Origin of the sequence: Peterkaempfera bronchialis, from assembly GCF_003258605.2 — a bacterium.
GTDB lineage: Bacteria > Actinomycetota > Actinomycetes > Streptomycetales > Streptomycetaceae > Peterkaempfera > Peterkaempfera bronchialis.
In genome coordinates, this window is the sequence record NZ_CP031264.1 from 6199227 (window position 1) to 6216782 (window position 17556).

Sequence of the window (17556 nt, forward strand, 5' to 3'; positions counted from 1 at the left end):
CAGGGCCGCGCACCCAAGGAGAGCCGTCATGACCGTCAGCCGGGCGACCCCCCAGCCCGAACCCGACCGTGCCCCTGCCCCGGACCTCGGCCGGGCGCCCGACTGGGCGCCCGGCCGGGCGCCCGGGCTGCGGGGCGGGCCGCGCCGGTTCCAGGTCGGGCTGCTGGCCGCCTCGACGCTCGCCGCCGCGCTGGCGGCGGTGGCCTTCACCGGTGGGGCACGGCCGCCGGGCACCGCCGAGGTCGCGCTGGCGGCCCCGGCGCCGTCCCGGTCGCCCGCCCCGGCCGACCTGGCGCGGCTGGCGTCGCTCTCCGGCTGCACCCTGCGCCTGGCCACCAGCAACGCCGACTTCCGGCAGGGGGTCTGCACCGCGCCCGCCGGGCGGGTCGTCCTGGTCACCTTCACCAGTGAGGCGGGGCGGCGGCAGTGGACGACCGAGGCGGAGAGCTACGGCCAGTACCTGGTGGGCCCGCGCTGGGCGGTGGGCGGCGATCCGGCGCTGCTGGTGCGCTTGCAGTTCCGGCTGGGGGGCGTGGTGGAGGGGTCCACCGCGCACCAGGGCCACCCGGCGTGAGGGGTGCGGCGGGCGGTCAGACCTGCCCGGCATGCTCGGGCGGCGGCGGGAAGCCGCCGGTGGCGATCGGGCCCCAGCGCTCCGGGGTGACCCGGATCAGGCACTTGCCCTGGCGGCGCATGGCCTCCCGGTACTCGTCCCAGTCCGGGTGCTCACCCGCGATGCAGCGGTAGTAGTCGACCAGCGGCTCCAGAGCCTCCGGCAGGTCCAGCACCTCGGCCCGGCCGTCCACCTGGACATAGGGGCCGTCCCAGTCGTCGGAGAGGACGCAGAGCGACACCCGGGGGTCGCGGCGGGCATTGCGGGACTTGACCCGCTCGGGGTAGGTGGAGACCACGACCCGGCCTTCCTCGTCCACCCCGCAGGCCACGGGGGAGGTCTGCGGGCGGCCGTCGGCGCGGGTGGTGATCAGCAGCGCCCGGTGGCGGGGCCGCAGGAAGTCCACGAGTTCGGCGAGGTCGGGGCGGTGCGCGGTAGCGAATCGGGGTGCCATGGCGAGCACGCTACCGGCATCGGGCCGACCGTGCCCCGCCGGAGGGTCCGGCGGGGCTCGGCGGGGTGTGACGGGGCTTGACGGAGTGTCAGGCGGTGGGCTCGGGCTGCCGGGGCAGTCCGGTGCCGCCCAGTCGGGTCAGGTATCCGGCCAGCGCGGACACCTCGCCCGCCGCCCACTCCTCCCCGGTGAAGACGGCGGCGGCCAGCTGTCCGGCGGCCTTCTCGGCGTGGCGCAGCCGTTCCCGCCCGGCGTCGGTCAGCGAGGCGTACGCCACCCGGGCGTCGCGCGGGTCGGGCTCACGCTCGACCAGGCCGATCCGCTCCAGCGGGCCGAGCGACCGGGTGACGCCCGAGGCGGTCAGCCCCAGGGCGGTGGCGAGGTCCACCCGCCGCAGCCGGCCGCCGGGGGCGCTGCCGAGCTGCTGGAGCAGCAGGAAGTCCGCGAAGCTCAGGCCGTGCAGCCCGCCGAGCTGGTGGTCGAACCGCTTGACCAGCAGGGCCTGCGCCCGGGCGAGCCGCAGGCAGGCGTCCAGGTACTCACTCATCACTACCTCCTTGAGGGCTCAAGTATGCCACAACTATTGAGTGCTCAAGGATATTCTCCGGGGCGGGCATAATGGCCGCCATGCATCCGCAGCCCGCCCCGCACGCCCTCACCACCGCCCGGCTGGTGCTCCATGAGGTCCTCCCCGCCGAGGCCGCCGAACTGGCGGTGGGCCGCACCGCCGGCCGGGAGTGGCTCGGCGGCGTACCCGGGGAGGGCACCCGGGAGGCCGCAGGGCTGCTGACGCTCGCCGCCGAAGCCGGCTGCCACACCCCGCGCTGGGCCCTGTACCGGATCGCCCGCCGACCGGACGGCGTCTCGGTGGGCGGCATCGGCTTCCATGGACCGCCCGCCGACGGGGGCACCGAGATCGGCTTCGCCCTCGCCCCCGGCGCCCGCGGCCTCGGCTACGCCACCGAGGCCCTGCGGGCGCTGTCCGGCTGGGCGCTGCGGCAGCCCGGGGTCCACCGCGTCACCACCACCACGGCACCCGCCAACCAGCCCTCCCAGCGGGTGATGGACCGCGCCGGGTTCACCCGCCTCGCCGATGCGGACGGGCTCCACACCTATGAGCTGACCCGCTGCTGAGGGCCCCGTGCCGCCCACCTGCACGGTGGCGGCGCGGGGCCCTCGACAGCGGGTCGGTCGTGGCCTCAGCTGTGGCAGTGCCCGCCCGGGGCGGTGGCCGGCAGGTCCAGCGCCGGGTTGCGGTCGAAGAAGCCGGTCGGACGCAGGGTGAAGCCGGCCAGGTCGACCGGCATCACCGGCCAGTCCTCCAGCCGGGGCAGGTGGGTGGGGCCGAAGACATGCCAGAGGGTCAGCGCGGTGTCCTCCAGCGGCTCCTCCTCGGCCAGCCACTCGGGTATGCCGGCGCCGCCCTGGTGCTGGTTGGGGTAGTCCCCGTCCGGGTAGCGGCGCTCCGGGCGGTACGGCGTCACCCACAGGTGGCGGGTGCCGAAGGCGACCCGGCGGGCCACCGACGAGCCGGGCTGGGAGAGCAGCACCGGGCCGGGCTGCGGTACCAGGGTGTAGGAGACCGGCTCGCCCATGCGGTTGCGCGAGCCGGGGTTGGAGATCCGCCAGCGGCGCCCCACCGACGGGTCGGCGAGCCGCCCCGCCTGGGAGGTGTCGGCGAGCACCGTGGCGCGGGCGGTGAAGGCGTTGCCGTGCGGGTTCTCCGGCCCGATGGGGATCGGCACCACGTCCACCTCCTCCACGGTGTTGTGCTGGCCGTCCACCGCCATGTCCAGCCGGGCGCAGAAGAGATGCTGGTGGTACGGGGCCAGCAGCCCGGGGGCGATCTCGGTGCCGTACGGGGAGCCCGCGCCCGGCTCGATCCCCGAGGTCTGCACCAGGCCGGTGGACTTCGCCTCGAAGGCGATGGTGCCGTCCTGGTAGAGGTACCAGTAGAAGCCGTAGTCGTAGTTGCCCAGGGTGGCGATGTAGGAGACCACCAGCCGCCGGGAGCGCCGGCTCTGCACCGCCATGTCGTCGAAGATGTTGGTGTGCTTCCAGAGCAGGCCGACGTCCTCCTCATGGATGCAGATGGCGTTGGGCGCGGTGTACGGGCGGCCGTGGTCGTCGGTCAGCACCGCGTCCAGGTAGCGGATCTCGCCCAGGCAGTCGCAGCCCAGCCGCAGCGCGTTGGCGTTCCGCCCCAGCAGGTACTCGCCGGCGTCCAGGTAGCAGACCCAGTTGCGGGTCGGGCTGGGCTCCGCGTACGGCACGGCCATCTCGGCCAGCGACGCCCGGTGCAGCACCGGGCGGTCGCGGTCACCGTCGCGGTGCGAGACCTGGTGCAGCACCAGGCCCTCACGGGCGTTGAAGCCCACCCGCAGGGACCAGTTCTGCCAGCGCAGCAGGGTGCCCTCCAGGGTGAAGGAGGGGCCCTCCGGCTGGGTGATCTCCAGCGGCCGCAGATCGGTGCGCGGCGGCCCGGTGAACTCCGCCTCGTACCGGCCGCACTCGGCGGGCACCGGCACCACGCCGGTGTCCAGCAGCCGGACCACCCGCTGCTCGATCAGGTCCACATCGGCCAGCAGCCCGGCCACCGGGTGCGCGAAGGGGTTGTCGCCCTCGTCGCAGCGGAGGAAGGTCAGCGAGCGCAGCATCCGCCGCCCCGCCTCCCCGGGGATGTCGAAGCTGCCCGCCGCCAGCGGCGCCGCCACCACCAGGTCCAGGTCGGTGATGCCCCGGTCGGCCATGGCCTTGCGCCAGCCCGGGTCGGCCTTCACCACCCGGTCGCAGATCTCGTAGTCCTCGAAGAGCAGCGGCGGCTGCCCATAAGGGGCCTGATCGGTCCTCAGGTCCCGCCACGCCACCACGGCCCCGGCGGTGACATCCACCAGCGCCTCGCCCGCCGCACCGGTCGCCGTGTCCAGCAGGGTGGCCCGCACCCGCCGCCGCACCGGGTCGCCGGAGCGGTACGCGGCCACCTCCGCCCGGTCCGGCTCGTCCAGCAGCACCAGCGGGAACCGGGTGGTCTCGGCGACCCGCCCGGCCTCCTCCAGGATGCGGCGCACGGCGGTGATCTCCGCCGCCGTCAGGTCGTCCAGCGGATGGGCGGCCGACTCGGCTGCCGTGCCGTGGGCCGTGGTGTCGTGGCAGTCCATGCATCTCACCTGTTCTCGTACGAAACCGGGGCTATTCGGCGCCCTGCCGCTGGGCGGCGACCTCCAGCTGGAACGCCTCGTGGCCCAGCCCGATCCGGGCATGCGTCTCGGGCTTGCGGATCCGCAGCACCACTCCGTAGGCCGTACCGGCCACCGCCGCCACGGCCACCAGGCCCGGAAGCACCCAGCGCAGCGAGGAGTTCGGGTCCGAGCCGAGCAGCATGTCGAAGTCGACGACCGCGTACACCATGATCACCGTCAGCGCGATCCCGGCCACCGAAGCGGCGGCCAGCCGCCATCCCTGGGCGGCGATGGCACCGCGCCGGACGAAGAAGACCACCACCGCCAGCGAGGAGGCCGCCATCAGCAGCAGCACCCCGAGCGCCCCGACATTGCCCATCCAGATGAAGAGGTTGTCCACCGGGTCCTTGCCGGTGGCGGCGAAGGCCACCACCACGCAGAGCGCGATCACGGTCTGGAGCAGCGAGCCCAGCGCCGGGGCGCCGCTGGTCCTGGAGGCCCGTCCCACCCCGGCGGGCAGCAGGCCCTCGCGGCCCATCGCGAACGCATAGCGGGCGACCACATTGTGGAAGCTCAGCATCGAGGCGAAGATCCCGGTGGCGAAGAACACGCCCAGCACATCGGAGAAGCCGTTGCCCAGCCGGTCGGCGCTGAGCCCGAAGATCAGCCCGGCGCTGGCCTCCTGCGAGGCCCCCACGATCTTGGACGGACCGGTGGCCACGCCCATCGCCCAGGAGCTGAGGGCGAAGAAGACCGCGGTGAAGCCGATCGCGGAGAACATCACCCGGCTGACCACCACATGCGGACGGCTGGTCTCCTCCGCGTACACCGGCGCCTGCTCGAACCCGGTGAACCCGGCGATCACAAAGCAGAGCGCCGTGCCCAGGCCGGCGCCGGTCAGCGTCGTCGGGTTCAGGGCGTGGAAGGTGACCCCCTCCGGCCCGGGGTCGGAGACGAACGCGATGTCCACGACGAACACCGACAGGCACTCCAGCATCAGCAGCACGCCCAGCACCCGGGCGTTGAGGTCGATCTTCAGCGCACCGAGCACCGCCACCAGCGCCACCGCGGCCAGCGACGGCACCCACCAGACGACCTCGGTGTGGAAGAAGGTCTGGATCAGCGAGGAGACCTGGAAGCCGAAGATGCCGTAGATGCCCACCTGGAGCGAGGCATAGGCGAGGAGGGCCACAAAGGCCGCGCCCGTCCCGGCGGTGCCGCCCAGGCCGCGCGAGATGTAGGCGTAGAAGGCGCCCGCATTGTGGACATGGCGGCTCATCTCCGCGTAGCCCACGCTGAAGAGCGCCAGCACCACGCCCAGGATGACGTAGAGCAGCGGCTGCCCCACGATGCCCATCACCGCGTAGGTGGTCGGCATCACGCCGGCGACCACCATCATCGGCGCGCTGGCGGCCAGGACGGAGAGCAGCAGGCCGGGCATGCCGATCCGGTCGGCCCGCAGGGCCCGCTCCTCGCCCCGGTAGGTTCTGATCGCGGCCGGCTTGGGCGCCGATACCGGCCGTGGATCGGGTTCGCTGTCCGTCAGCATGGGGGGACTTCCTTCCGGTGGGGTGTGGGCCCTGGGGGAGTGGGCCGGGGGGAGGGTGGTGCGGCTCGGTCCGGGGTCAGCCGGACGGCGGGGGAGCGAGGCCGACCGCCTGGTCCCGGGCAGCCCGGAAGGCCTTGCGGGGGTCGCGGCCGCCGTAGCACCAGGGCTCCTCGGTCGCATGCGGGCCGATGGCGTGGAAGAGGGCGGCGGCCTCGACCAGCCGGCCCTCCAGGACCTTGGCGTACGCCAGGTGGTTGAGGTCGGCCTTCAGCCGGGCGTGGGTGCCCTGGCCGCCCTCCAGCCACCAGGCGAAGGCCGCGTCCAGGCCGCGCCGCGCGCGAGGTGAGGACCAGTACGGCAGCCGCGCCGGGTCGGTCGGCAGCACACCGCCGGCGGCCAGCACCCGGTACCGCTCCAGATGCGCCACCAGCGGCAGCAGCGCCAGCGGCGACCCGGCCGGGCAGTCCTCCGCCGCCTGGTCGGCGAACCCGTACACCGGATGCCCGGGGTCGTCCGCCGACGGGCCGGACGACTGCTCCGCCAGGTGCGCCACCAGCAGGTGGTGGGCGTCGCGGTGCCACGGGTCCAGGCCACGGACCTGCTCGAAGCAGCTGAAGAGCAGGTCCTCCTCCAGCCCCGGGGAGCGGCCGAGCGTCAGCAGTGCCACCCAGGGAGTGGGGTCCTCCGGGGCCTGCCGGGCCGCCGCCAGGCAGGCGGCCTGCGCCGTGGCGGGCTGCGCCTTGCCACGGCCGGCGAGCAGCACGGTGGCGTAGGCGTCCAGGACGGCCGCGTCGGCGCTGTCGGGCTCGGCCAGCAGCCAGTCCTTCGCCCAGCCGGCGGTGGCCGGCTCGGCGAGCACGGCCAGCCGGTGCGAGCGGCGGTCCCAGTCCTGGCCGGTCCCGGCGAGCAGCTCGCGGGCGGTCGTCCAGCGGCCCTGGGCCATGTCGTCGCGGGCGACGGCGAGGGCGCTGTCGTCGAGCGCCGGGTCCATGGGGAGGTCGTTGCGGGAGCGGGAGAATCCGAAGGGGGTCATCGCCTGCCCGCGGTGTCGCTGCCCAGCGGGCAGGGGGCGTCCACGGCATGCGTCACGTCCGGCTCCGAGTCTTCTGGTGTCGATACCACCTGTGCGCCACCCCGGGCAGAGAGCCCGGCGGTCGGTCAGCGGGCGCCGTCCACGGCCCCGCGGCGCTGATCACGCGCACAAGCCAAGCAATCCGCAGGTGTCGCCTTCAAGGTCACCCTTGTTGTCTCGGTGTAGTCCCATGCCCGGTTTCGGCCCGTGGAGGGGCGGTCGGAGGGCGGTTCGAGCCGGGATGGGACGGGGCGCCAGGCCAGGTCGGGGAGCGAAACGGTGTTTCCTACGCACGAATCGGCGGCGTACGGGCGGTGGAGCGGCGGTCACCGGGTGCGTGGCCGTGGAAGCCGTCCCCGATGCCGGTCGCGCCCCGTCCCGGGAGTCCCGCACACCCCATCCGCACCACATGGGCACCTCCGGCATACCTCTGATGCCTTTTCTGGCCACCTGTTGAACGTGCTCTTCTGCTGTCCGTGCGGTCTTGGACACAAAACGGCACCGGTTGTCCGGATCGGGCTGCGAGCGGCGACCGGACTTGGTAATCGATTCCTGGCATGTCCTCGCGAAGGCGGTGGACGCGGCGAGGAGGAGACAGCTCATGGACCGTGGCGGCAACCCGGCCCCGGCGCACCCGCTGGCCCGGGTCAGACAGGCCCGGGGCTGGAGCTACCAGGACGTCGCCCGGCTCGTCGCCGAGCATGCGCTGGCGCTCGGCGTACCCATGGCCGCCCGCCGTGAGAAGGTCTGGCGCTGGGAGCACTGGGGCGTCATCCCCGAGCGCGACAGCCAGCGCGCCCTGGCCCGCGCCCTCGGCGTCCCGTTCGCCGACCTGGACACCCGTCCCTGGCCCGCCTGGCTCACCGCCGACCCGGCGCCGGCTGCCGGTCTGCCCTGGGACCAGAGCGGCAGCATCGCCGCCCTCACCGCCCTGCTGGAGGGGACCGGCGACGAGGACCACGGCCACCCCGCCCCCGGCGGCCCCGAGTTGGACCGGGCGCTCACGGAGTGGGCCGCAGCTCCGGCCGCCGCCTCGGCCGCCGCCGATGACCCGCCGTCCGGTGCCGCGCGCGTCGGCCGGCCCTCGGACGCGGCCGACGACGGCGACGCCGGCGCCGACGAGGCTGACGACGCCGACGATGCCGTCGGCTGGCTGGAACGCGGCGTCCCGGTGCTGCGCCGACTCGACGACCGGTTCGGCGGCGAGGTCGTACGCCGCCGGGTCGAGGCCGACCTGGCCCTCACCACCGATCTGCTGCGGCGTGGCGCCCAGGGGCCGCACACCCGCCGCAGGCTCTACCGGGTCGCCGCCGACCTGACCCAGCTCGGCGGCTGGGCCTGCGCCGACGCCGGTCGCCACACGGCGGCGCAGCGCCACCATCTGACGGGATTAAGGCTCGCCCACACCGCGCTGGACCCGCTGCTGACCGTCGGCATCCTGGCCGGTCTCAGCCTGCACGCGGTGCTCGCCGGGCACCCTGCCGACGCCCTGGCCGCCGCCGACGCGGCGGCCCGTGCCACCCCCGGCGGCGGCCCCCGCCGGGTACGGGCGCTGCTCGCGGTGCGGCGGGCCCGCGCCCATGCGCTGCTACGGGAGGAGGCCGCCTGCCGCCGCTCGCTGGCCGACGCCGAACAGCTGCTGGACGCGGCGGCCGACGAGGAGACGCCCTCCTGGCTCTACTACTTCGACGGTGCCGAACTCGCCGCCCAGTCCGGCACCGCCCTGCTCGACCTGGGCATGCCCGACCACGCCCGGACCCTGCTGGACCGTGCGCTGGCCGACCAGGACCCGTCCTGCGTCCGCGACCGGGCGCTGTACGCGATCCGGGCCGCCACCGCCCATCTGCTCGTCGGCGACACCGACCGGGCCCGCGCGCTGACCCAGGAGGCCGAGCGGCTGGCCCCGCACTGCACCTCCCCCCGGGTGACCACCGCCCTGGCCGATCTCCGCCACCGCCTCTCGGTCCTCCCCACCACCGCCCGCCCACCGGCCTCGGCCCCCCTCGACACCGACCGGCGCCGCCCCCAGCCGTTCCGCTGAGCGGAGGTGCGATGGCGTCACCGCCTTGGCGTGCGGGCGCGGCCGGGCCGCCGACCGCCCGGCCGGGGCCGTCCCCGGCCGTTCCGCTGAGCGGCCCGCCTCCGCCTCCGGCGCGGCCGGGCCGCCACCGGCCGGGGCCGTTGGCGCGGTCCTGTCCAACTCGGCTGCCGGGCCGCTCAGTTGACGCAGAACTCATTGCCCTCCGGGTCTCCCAACACACAGAACTGGATGTTCTGGAGTGTGAGAGATGGCAGCGGCATCTGTGCTGGTCAGGGGCTCGGAAGCGGACAGCGGGCGAGCCTTGCTCCCCATGTGGGGTATGAGAAGATGCACGCAACCCACTGTCCGGAACGGTGTTCACCGAGACCCTTCGGGGCGTCCGGTGCATCCGACTGTCCGTCCTGACGGACGAGACGACCAGCCCCGAGCGTCAGCGGGAAGCCTGCGACCACGTAGCCGGAGAGCTGCGGGTCACCTTCGGCGCGGGTGACGCGCTGCGCGAAGCGGTGGACCTTGACGTCAGCGCGTCCAAGACGTCCCCGTGGGAGCGCCCGCAACTTCTCCGCTGGCTCAGCAACCCGCAGGCGTACGACGCGCTTGTGTTCTGGCGGTTCGACCGTGCCATCCGGTCCATGGGCACATGTACGCCCTCGCCAACTGGGCGCGCGAGCACCGCAAGGTACTCATCTTCGCCGAGGGTCTGGGCGGGGGACGGCAGGTGTTCGACTTCCGCAACCCCATGGACCCCATGGCAGAACTCCGACTGTTCATGCTGGCTTTCGCCGCACAGTTCGAGTCGCAGTCCATCAGTGACCGCGTGAGCGGTGCGCAGGCCGCCATGCGCAGGATGCCGCTTCGCTGGCGCGGCGGGGGTCGTCCGCCGTACGGCTACATGCCTGCCCCGATGCCCGAGGAGTTCGGCGGCAAGGGCTGGACGCTGGTGCCTGATCCGGACGCCGTGGCGGTCATCGAGCGCATCGTCCGTGAGCTGCTGGAGGGTGCCACGGTGTCCGCCATCGCTGCGGGGCTCAACGCCGATGGCGTGCTCAGCCCGCGTGACTACTGGGCCGACAAGATGGGCCGCGAGCGGGGCGGCAAGACCGGCGGGGCCAAGGGACAGCACGTCGTGCGGGAGACGTTCCAGTGGACTCCCGCCGTGATCACGCGGCTTCTGCGCAGTGAGACGCTGATCGGTTGGAAGCTGCACAAGGGCGTGCCCGTGCGCGACGACCAGGGCAACCCGGTCATGTGCACCGAGACGCCGATTCTCACCCGCGAGGAGTTCGACCAGATCGGCGCCGTTCTGGACGAGCGCAGCATCAACAACGGGGAGCGGTCCGACACCGAAGCGCTGTTGCTGCGGGTCATCCACTGCGACTCGTGCGGCGGGCGCATGTACTTGAACAGGCAGGAGAGCAAGAAGAATCAGGCGCCTGTCTACAAGTGCAATTACCATGCCCGGGGCGACAAGTGCGAAGCGCCCGCGAACATCCGGGGAGACTGGGCGGACGAGTACGTGATAGCCGAGTTCCTGCGCCTGGTCGGTGGAATCCAGACCAGGACAACCGTGGTGGTGCTCGGCTACGACCCCGAGCCCGAGTTGAACGCCACCGTGGCCGAGTTCACCGCACACCTGAAAATCCAGGGACAGCAGAAGTCCAAGCACGCCGCGCAGGAGTGGCAGAAGCGGCATGACGGGCTGGACAGCCGGATTGCCGAGCTGGAGTCCCGCGAGAAGACCGAGCCGCAACGCATCACCACGGCGACCGGACGCACCTTCGCCGACGACTGGGAAGCGGCCGACACCGCGAAGCGGCGCGGCATGCTCGTTGACGCCGGAGTCCGTCTGAACGTCCGCCGGGGCACCCGTGGCGGGTGGCGCACGCTCGACGCACGGCGGGTGGAATTCACCATGAACGGCGAACTCGATGAGGCCGCCGAGGAGCTTTCCGCATGGGATACCGCCACTGTTCCCGAGTTGGTGCCCGCAGCCGCGTAACGGTCCCATAGAGCCCCGTACAGCCCTGGTCGGCCCCCCGTTGGTCGGCCGGGGCTCTCTGCCGCCCGCAGACGGGCGTCTATGGCCTCGGCCCGTCGGCTCGGCCCCGGGGCCTACAGCCGTGGTGGTGGGGTGGTGGCACCACCGGCGACGCTTGCCCCCCATAACTGGTAGAGGCACCGACCGCAGGCGCTGCGAAGGTCCGGCAAGGCCCGCTCCCCACTCATTCCGGAACAGCCTCACCGTGGGTGCCGCAGGAGAGTCCAGGCAAGGTCTGCTCCCCACTACTAGTAGGAGCCCGTTTCAACGCCAGGAAGTGCCCCCATGCCCCGTAGACCCCGCCCCCCCGTGCTCCGTGCCCGGGTGTCCCGAGCTGACGGCCCGTGGTGGCCGCTGTGCCGCTCACGAGCGGGAGGCGACGGCACTGCGCGAGACGCCGGGCACGTCCGCGTACGGGAAGCGGTGGGGAAGAACGGCGCTGCCGCCATCGCGGCACAAATCGGAATTGCAAAGGCCCCGTCCTGTTTCCCTCAGCGGGAGCCAGGGCGGGGCCTTTTTGTGTTTGCTTTGCTAATCGCTTGACGGTGCTATCTGTAGGCGCATTCCTTCATAGACCTCTCTGAGGTCCCGCGCGTCGGAAATCTTTCGCATTTCCACTGCCTTGACAACTTCGAGGGCGCGCCAATGGTTAGAGGGTGCCACTCGGCCAGATAGCATGGCGCGCTGTGCCGAATCACATGCTTCATCCAATCGATTAGTGGCTACCAAAGAGAGCGCCAGGTCAATATGGGCAGATGCCGCCCGGCGAGGCCATTTGCTGACGTCCTCCGAGGGCGAGAGCCGCGAAATAACTTCTCGCGCATACGCTTCGGCTGCCGGATCGCCGAGCCACGCAAGCGTGGTTGCCGCATAGGCGAGTGACTTGGCTGGATCGTATTGGAAATGGTGCTCTGGTCGATCTGGAGTGCCCATTGCAGCGGAAAGCGCTTGCACTCGATCTATTACAGCGTAGGTCTCGGTCGATTGCCCTAGGCGTGCAAATGCTCGCCCCTGCTGTGCAAGGGACTGGATTTCAACCGAGCTTCCGGCCGGTGCCAATTGTTGAGCAGTCGAGCTAAGTTCTGCCGCCTTGGAGTAGTCGCCATCAGTGAGAACCCGCCAAGCGTCTGTTTCAAAGCACCAAGCCTGAATTTCTGAATTCTCGGCATGCTGTGCCAGAGTCATCGCCGTTCGCAGCCTCGCCGTCGCTGCGTCTTGCTGATTGAGATCAATGTGCAGAGTTGCACCAAGAAGAGAGAACCAGCCGCCTATCACGAGTAGCTGTCGGTGCTCGGCGAGAGTCTTCTTTGCATCCATGAGCTTGGCTACATAAAGTGCATATTTCCGCACCTGCCCCAGAAGCTCTTGGGGGGCTACGGTCGGATATTTGATTGCCAAGTCATGAAAAGTCAGCTCAAGGCGTTCAAGCGTTTCCTTACCTACGTCGCTGGCAGAGACCCTACGCGCGAGATCCAACGCTTCGATCTCATCATCATATTCCGGCGCAATGACGGGGCCACTTTCGTCCCGTGTGGGCGTCGGAGCTACTGCGGTGTACAGGAGAGAGTCAAGCTCAATCAGTGTGACGCGCAAGACCTTGGCCAGGGTCGGGCGCTGCCAATCCTGGGGGTCTACCTTTCCACTTTCCCATCTCGCCACAGTAGAGCGATCCACACCCAGATCCTGAGCCAAGGACTCTTGAGTGAATCCAAGGGCCTTTCGCCTTTCAACAAGGGCCCTACGCCGCTCTGCCATGCCGCCTCCCGGTCTCTGACTACCCGTTCTAGCAGGTCAGAGCACACGATGCAGAGACTATGAGACTTGGATGCCACGCGGATGCGTCATCCCTGCTCTGTCGAAGTGCGAACGGCAGCCCTGTACTGGTGAATCACACAGTCCGGCGCTGATCGGAGGGACAGTAGTGAAACGCCCAAGCATCGTGACGGGCGCCCTGGCGGTGGTGGTCGGGCTCGGACCGGCCGTCCTGGTGTTCACCCTCGGCAGGCTCGACCCGCAGTCCGGCCGCCGTAGCGTGTGGCTGTTCTTCGCCCTGGCGGTCGCCATGCTCGGCATCGTGTACGGCGGAGACTGGGAGACGTGGTTCCGACGCCGAAGACGGGCGAGGGCGCGCGTCCGTTCGGCGCTTCGGCAGGGGTCGGCACTGTGCCGCGAGGCAGGGCAAAGGCGGGCGGGTAGGTGATCCTGGAAACCGGGATGCTTCCCGAGGTCCCGAACGGCCTGCCGTGGACGGCTGGTTGGTGCTTCCCGTGCGGGGTAGAGCGCGACGTGACCGTGATACCGGCGGTCGGTCGGCGAACGTCCATCACGGTGTGCCGCTGGCACTACGGCCGGTACGCCAAGCGGCACCGCCGTTCGCTCCAACTCGCGCCGTGGCACCGAGTGTTGGCCGCTCGTCGGCCCCACTCGCTTGCCGCTTGATCTCCCGGAGCGCTTCGACACCCCTGGTGCTCCGGGTGTCCCGCTGGTCCCCCACGGCGGGAAAGTGCGCGTCCGGGGCAGCGCGCGCCGGTCGTCCTGGTTCGGTCCCTCGGCGTGAACCAGGACGACCCCTTGACCCCGGCGGACCTGCGAGATGCCGGGAAGCACAACTCCTGCACCGGTGACGGGACTTGGACGGCCAGGACGACCGGGGCTGGGCACAGACCAAACTCAGCTTTGGAGATCGGCACATGAACGAGTGCCCCGAGGGCCCCGGCCACGAGATCGAGCGGGACGCGGGGCCCGGTGCCGTACAGAGCGGCCCCGGCGGACCGGTCTGGCGGTGTAAGACCTGCGGCCAGTGGGGCGGCATCCTCACCGCCGAGTGGGCCGCGCTGTTCCCCGGTGAGCCGGTGCTGTTCCCCCTCGGGTGGACGCGCCCCGGCGGGCCGACCCCGATCCGCAAGACCCGTTACGCCAAGAGTGCCTAGCCGCGCTCCGTGAACTCCCGTCCTGGCGGACGGAAAGGGAATCACCCGCCAGGACGGGGCCCAACTCCCGCTCCGGGCGCACACCAACCCCCGTGCCCGGAGCGGGCCCTAGGTTCCCGTCCCGGGCTTTGGTTGAGGTCCATTCCGCCCGGGACGGGGCACGAACCGCACGCCCATGGCGCAGCGGCAGCACGACCGGGAACGGCAGGTGCCGTTCCCGCCAACAAGAGGAGGTAGGCACGTGAACAAGTCCGTGGAGTTCAACCCGGCGTCGCACCCGGGCCTGGAGTGGTCGGTGGCGTCGTACTCCCACCTGGACGACAAGGTGGAGTGCTTCGCGGTCGCCGACGCCGGTAACGGCCTGGTGGTGCTCGCCAACATCAACAACGACGGTGCCGTGATCACCGGCACCCCCGGTGAGCTGCGCAAGCTGCGCGACGCCTTCGCCGCCGGCCAGTACGACCACCTGATCGGCGCCTGACACATCAGCGAGTGAACGAGAGGCGACCGCCCCAACTCAACTGGGGCGGTCGCCCCTCTCACCTACCCTACGAGAAGGGAGCGCCACCGTGCAGACTGCACTCTCGAGGCTGGTCACCGACCCGGATACCTTCCGCGCCGCCTGGCCCTCGGTGCCCACGGTGTACGACCGTAATGCGACGGACCTGCAACAGCTCGCCACCAGGCAGGCGGCCCGCGAGATCTTGGCCGACCCGGATATCCGTCCGGGCGGGTTCGGCATGGTCCGTGACGGCGTGCTGACTGCCGAGCGGCCGTCCGCCGACCACCCGACCGACACCCTGGTTCTCAACGGCCTGCACCGGTCCTACCCGCCGATCATGCAGTTCTGCAAGGAACTGTCGTCCATGCTCGGCCACCCCGTGACGGGGAACTTCTACCTCACCCCGGCCGGGAAGGCGCAGGGGTTCGGGTGGCACTGGGACTGCCACCATGTCTTCATCGCGCAGACCGAGGGGGCGAAGGACTGGCGACTGTTCGCCCCGACGTTCGTCAACCCGCTGGAACACCACAACTGGTCGAAGATCGGGTTCTCTCCGGAGGACAAGCTCCGCTTCGCGGCGAATGCCCCGGACTTCTCGGTCACGCTGCGGGCCGGGCAAGTGCTGTTCATCCCGCGCGGGTGGGTGCACGCCGGACAGAGCACCGAGAAGCACAGTCTTCACATCACCTTCGGCGTACAACTCCTCACGAAGCATTGGGCGTTGCGGAAGCTCTGGGAACTGGGCGAGGACAGCGAGGCGCTGCGCGACGCACTTCCGCCGAACCTCGGTGGGCAGGACTTCACCAAGCTAGCCGGCGAACTGGTCGAGCTGTTCCGGGGTTCGCTCGCCGAGCTTCCGGCCGATACGGTCGCGCTGCGGCTCCGTTCGGGACAGCGGCTCTCGGTGCTCGGCCAGGAACCCAAGTAGGGAGGGCTGGACAGCTCAGCATGGCGCGGAGACGGACAACCGGGGGACGGCACCGCCGGATGTGCCAGTGGTCCGGCTGTCAGCGATACGCGAACCTTCGGGATTTGGATACGGGTAAGGACTTCTGTCTGACCTGCGCCGTTGCCATGCTGCACGCTGCGGATGACCCGATCACCAACTTTCGCGAGTTCGACGGCTCGACCGAGTACGCAGAGGCGCTGCGGAACCGCCCGATCCTCGGACTGTTCGGTTGGCCCGGCACCATCCCGCCAGACGACGCTGGCGGATAACCTCGTGGTGACGCCGAGCGAGAGGATCAGCCGTGCTCGAACCCGACGACGAACCCGTAAGCGACTGGTACGCCGCGCGTGCCGGTGGCACCCGCCCGCCGGGCACACGAGACGCGCTGGTGCTCGCTTCGGACGTACGACGGGGCCACTTGTTCCAAGACACCCCGCGCTTGGTGGTCGAGTGGGACGGGCAGGAGTGGCAGCCGCTGGGGGTGGCTGACACCTATGCCGATGCCTATCCGGTGATTGTCCGGAGGGGTTCGGGGTTCGCCGCCCCGCAGGACGACACTCCGGTGCCGTTGCTCCGCAAGGGAAGCGGCCGACACCGCAAGCCGCACGACAAGTAGGCCGAAAGTCAGGGGGCGCGGGCGCTGCGACAGCGAGACGGCCGCCCCACCCCGTGCCCCTCTGGCCCCGTCCTGTTGGTGAACTCCGGTGGGGCGGGGCCTAGTTGTCTCCGCGCTCGGCGGGGCCTGTCACGTACGACCCCATGCCGAACTCCGTGCGTACCAGGTTGCGGCGACGAAGCTCCGCGAGCGCCTTCCCCGCCGTCACCTTGGCCACGCCGAACTCTTCCTCCACGGAGCGGCTGGAGATCAGACGGCCAGGGGCGTACTGCCCGCCCTCGATGCGGTCGGCCAGCCTTTCGGCAATCTGCGGCCACTTCGGGCGGGTCGGGTCAAGGTCAGTCACGGAACCACCGTAGCCGGGCATGCGGGGCTGCACCGGCCTACGGAAAGAAATAGGCGGCTATAGACAGCTATAGGGAGGTTCATTATTTTCGGGAAACAAGACGCCCCCGGCCGCCGATTAGGCCCGGCCGCCGGGGGCAACGCCGAACAGCTTTCGAGGAGCTGCCAGCAATGCGAAACCTTATCCTTTCCGCGCTACTCCGAGCCCTGCGCATGGTCCTTCCCGCCACCGGAAGGCGCCGAGCAGCACAAGCACCCATCACCCCCACTCCGGCCCCCGCTCCCGAGGCGGCCCGCCCCGCCCGACTCCACCCGAGCGACCCGCCCGAGGATCTGCCCATGGGGCCGCTGGTGCGCCCGTACATCGACCACGCCGCATGGCGCGCCGAACTGGACGAGATGCAGCGCCAGTACGAGGAACAGCAGCGCCAGAAGGAGCGACGCGAAGCACTGCGCGCAGTCGCCGAGGGACTTCCCGATACCGGGTACAGCTACCCGGGCGCGCACTGTCTCGCCGGGGCGGTGGCGTGATGGCCAAGCCGTACATCAGGGAGCAGCCTGACGGTACCCGCAGGGGCAACACGCCCGGCACTGGTCGCGCGACTGCTGGGCCGTCCTGCACCACCGAGCTAACCGCCCCGAGTAGGTCTCTCCAGACAGCAAAACGCCCCGTTCGGCCAAGTGCCGGGCGGGGCTCTGTCGTTGGCGCTGACCTGCGGCTATGCTGCACAGAACTGGTAGTCGCGTGTGTTGGGGTCCCGCATCAGCACCGCGTAGTGGTCCAGCCCCGGCTCGGCCAGCTCCCTGACCCGGGTCGCACCGGCGGCCAGCAACCGGTCCACCTCAGCGTCGACCTGCCGGCGGCGCGTCTCCAGCGGGACGCTGCGACCGCCGCTCACGCCCAGGTCGAAGTGGAGCCGGTTCTTGACCACCTTGCCCTCGGGCACCTGCTGGAACCAGAGGCGCGGACCGACCCCGTCCGGGTCCACCACCGAGTCCGGGCCGTCCAGGTCGCCCAACTCGTCCTCCGGCACACCCATGCCGAGCCAGTACGCCCGCCAGCTGTCGTAGCCGGACGGGGGCGGCTCCGGTCGGTAGCCCAGGGCCTCGGCCCAGAAGCGCACCAGCCGTGCCGGGTCCGCACAGTCGATCGTGACTTGAAGTCGGGGTTTCACGGCGCCTCCCGTCGGTACACGGACGTTCTCCGACGATCGTGCCCCATGGGTCTGACAACCGGGTCCGGAAACCGGGCAGCCGTGGCCGACAAG

Annotated in this window: 17 protein-coding genes and 1 pseudogene; 10 read left to right on the plus strand and 8 right to left on the minus strand. The window is 70.9% G+C overall.

Features of this window, described 5'->3' with window-relative positions; genetic code table 11:
- Positions 1-28 precede the first annotated feature (28 nt).
- On the plus strand, positions 29-574 hold the full coding sequence (locus C7M71_RS26565) for a hypothetical protein (protein ID WP_114914595.1): 546 nt from the start codon (positions 29-31) through the stop codon (positions 572-574).
- Between the two features lie 16 nt (positions 575-590).
- Here the strand turns inward: C7M71_RS26565 and C7M71_RS26570 are convergent, their stop codons facing one another.
- Both C7M71_RS26570 and C7M71_RS26575 read right to left on the minus strand, forming a co-directional pair.
- Positions 591-1067 carry a PPOX class F420-dependent oxidoreductase gene (locus tag C7M71_RS26570; RefSeq protein WP_111491621.1) on the minus strand — a complete coding sequence of 159 codons (477 nt, stop codon included), beginning with the start codon at positions 1065-1067 and terminating at the stop codon, positions 591-593.
- Positions 1068-1155: 88 nt separating this feature from the next.
- Positions 1156-1614 (minus strand): MarR family winged helix-turn-helix transcriptional regulator, encoded by a 459-nt coding sequence (locus C7M71_RS26575; protein ID WP_111491622.1) that lies wholly within the window; start codon positions 1612-1614, stop codon positions 1156-1158.
- An 80-nt stretch (positions 1615-1694) separates the two neighbouring features.
- Between C7M71_RS26575 and C7M71_RS26580 the strand changes: the two genes are divergently transcribed.
- The gene (locus C7M71_RS26580; protein ID WP_111491628.1) at positions 1695-2201 is read left to right on the plus strand and encodes a GNAT family N-acetyltransferase; all 507 of its coding nucleotides are present in this window, start codon (positions 1695-1697) and stop codon (positions 2199-2201) included.
- 65 nt (positions 2202-2266) lie between these two features.
- Here C7M71_RS26580 and C7M71_RS26585 read toward each other — a convergent pair whose 3' ends face one another.
- From C7M71_RS26585 to C7M71_RS26595, 3 genes are all read right to left on the minus strand, one after another.
- Positions 2267-4225, minus strand: a complete 1959-nt coding sequence (locus tag C7M71_RS26585; RefSeq protein ID WP_111491623.1) for a primary-amine oxidase — start codon at positions 4223-4225, stop codon at positions 2267-2269.
- Between the two features lie 31 nt (positions 4226-4256).
- Positions 4257-5795 (minus strand): APC family permease, encoded by a 1539-nt coding sequence (locus C7M71_RS26590; RefSeq protein ID WP_111491624.1) that lies wholly within the window; start codon positions 5793-5795, stop codon positions 4257-4259.
- A 76-nt stretch (positions 5796-5871) separates the two neighbouring features.
- On the minus strand, positions 5872-6828 hold the full coding sequence (locus C7M71_RS26595) for a hypothetical protein (RefSeq protein WP_111491625.1): 957 nt from the start codon (positions 6826-6828) through the stop codon (positions 5872-5874).
- A gap of 640 nt (positions 6829-7468) precedes the next feature.
- On the opposite strand from C7M71_RS26595, the gene C7M71_RS26600 reads away from it, so the two are divergent.
- The 3 genes and pseudogenes from C7M71_RS26600 to C7M71_RS26605 all read left to right on the plus strand — a co-directional run bounded on the left by C7M71_RS26600 (position 7469) and on the right by C7M71_RS26605 (position 10907).
- Positions 7469-8908 carry a helix-turn-helix transcriptional regulator gene (locus C7M71_RS26600; protein WP_175607749.1) on the plus strand — a complete coding sequence of 480 codons (1440 nt, stop codon included), beginning with the start codon at positions 7469-7471 and terminating at the stop codon, positions 8906-8908.
- A 353-nt stretch (positions 8909-9261) separates the two neighbouring features.
- Positions 9262-9486: pseudogene (locus C7M71_RS32255) on the plus strand (recombinase family protein); the annotation flags it as partial.
- Between the two features lie 62 nt (positions 9487-9548).
- A complete protein-coding gene (locus C7M71_RS26605) occupies positions 9549-10907 on the plus strand; it encodes a recombinase family protein (RefSeq protein ID WP_229758926.1) in 1359 nt (452 codons plus the stop codon).
- 570 nt (positions 10908-11477) lie between these two features.
- Here the strand turns inward: C7M71_RS26605 and C7M71_RS26615 are convergent.
- Entirely contained in the window at positions 11478-12701 is a 1224-nt protein-coding gene (locus C7M71_RS26615) for a helix-turn-helix domain-containing protein (RefSeq protein ID WP_111489394.1), read from the minus strand.
- A gap of 935 nt (positions 12702-13636) precedes the next feature.
- On the opposite strand from C7M71_RS26615, the gene C7M71_RS26625 reads away from it, so the two are divergent.
- The 4 genes from C7M71_RS26625 to C7M71_RS26640 all read left to right on the plus strand — a co-directional run bounded on the left by C7M71_RS26625 (position 13637) and on the right by C7M71_RS26640 (position 15943).
- Positions 13637-13876 carry a hypothetical protein gene (locus C7M71_RS26625; protein WP_111489392.1) on the plus strand — a complete coding sequence of 80 codons (240 nt, stop codon included), beginning with the start codon at positions 13637-13639 and terminating at the stop codon, positions 13874-13876.
- Positions 13877-14117: 241 nt separating this feature from the next.
- Positions 14118-14357 carry a hypothetical protein gene (locus C7M71_RS26630; RefSeq protein WP_111489391.1) on the plus strand — a complete coding sequence of 80 codons (240 nt, stop codon included), beginning with the start codon at positions 14118-14120 and terminating at the stop codon, positions 14355-14357.
- Positions 14358-14445: 88 nt separating this feature from the next.
- Positions 14446-15306, plus strand: a complete 861-nt coding sequence (locus C7M71_RS26635) for a JmjC domain-containing protein (protein ID WP_111489390.1) — start codon at positions 14446-14448, stop codon at positions 15304-15306.
- Between the two features lie 322 nt (positions 15307-15628).
- On the plus strand, positions 15629-15943 hold the full coding sequence (locus C7M71_RS26640) for a DUF6087 family protein (RefSeq protein WP_111489389.1): 315 nt from the start codon (positions 15629-15631) through the stop codon (positions 15941-15943).
- A gap of 100 nt (positions 15944-16043) precedes the next feature.
- Here C7M71_RS26640 and C7M71_RS26645 read toward each other — a convergent pair whose 3' ends face one another.
- Positions 16044-16289: a GntR family transcriptional regulator gene (locus C7M71_RS26645; RefSeq protein ID WP_229758927.1), complete on the minus strand. Its 246-nt coding sequence runs from the start codon at positions 16287-16289 to the stop codon at positions 16044-16046.
- A 338-nt stretch (positions 16290-16627) separates the two neighbouring features.
- Here C7M71_RS26645 and C7M71_RS26650 point away from each other — a divergent pair, with 338 nt between their 5' ends.
- Positions 16628-16819, plus strand: a complete 192-nt coding sequence (locus tag C7M71_RS26650; RefSeq protein WP_111489387.1) for a hypothetical protein — start codon at positions 16628-16630, stop codon at positions 16817-16819.
- A 188-nt stretch (positions 16820-17007) separates the two neighbouring features.
- Here C7M71_RS26650 and C7M71_RS26655 read toward each other — a convergent pair whose 3' ends face one another.
- The gene (locus C7M71_RS26655; RefSeq protein ID WP_111489386.1) at positions 17008-17463 is read right to left on the minus strand and encodes a VOC family protein; all 456 of its coding nucleotides are present in this window, start codon (positions 17461-17463) and stop codon (positions 17008-17010) included.
- Between the last annotated feature and the right edge of the window lie 93 nt (positions 17464-17556).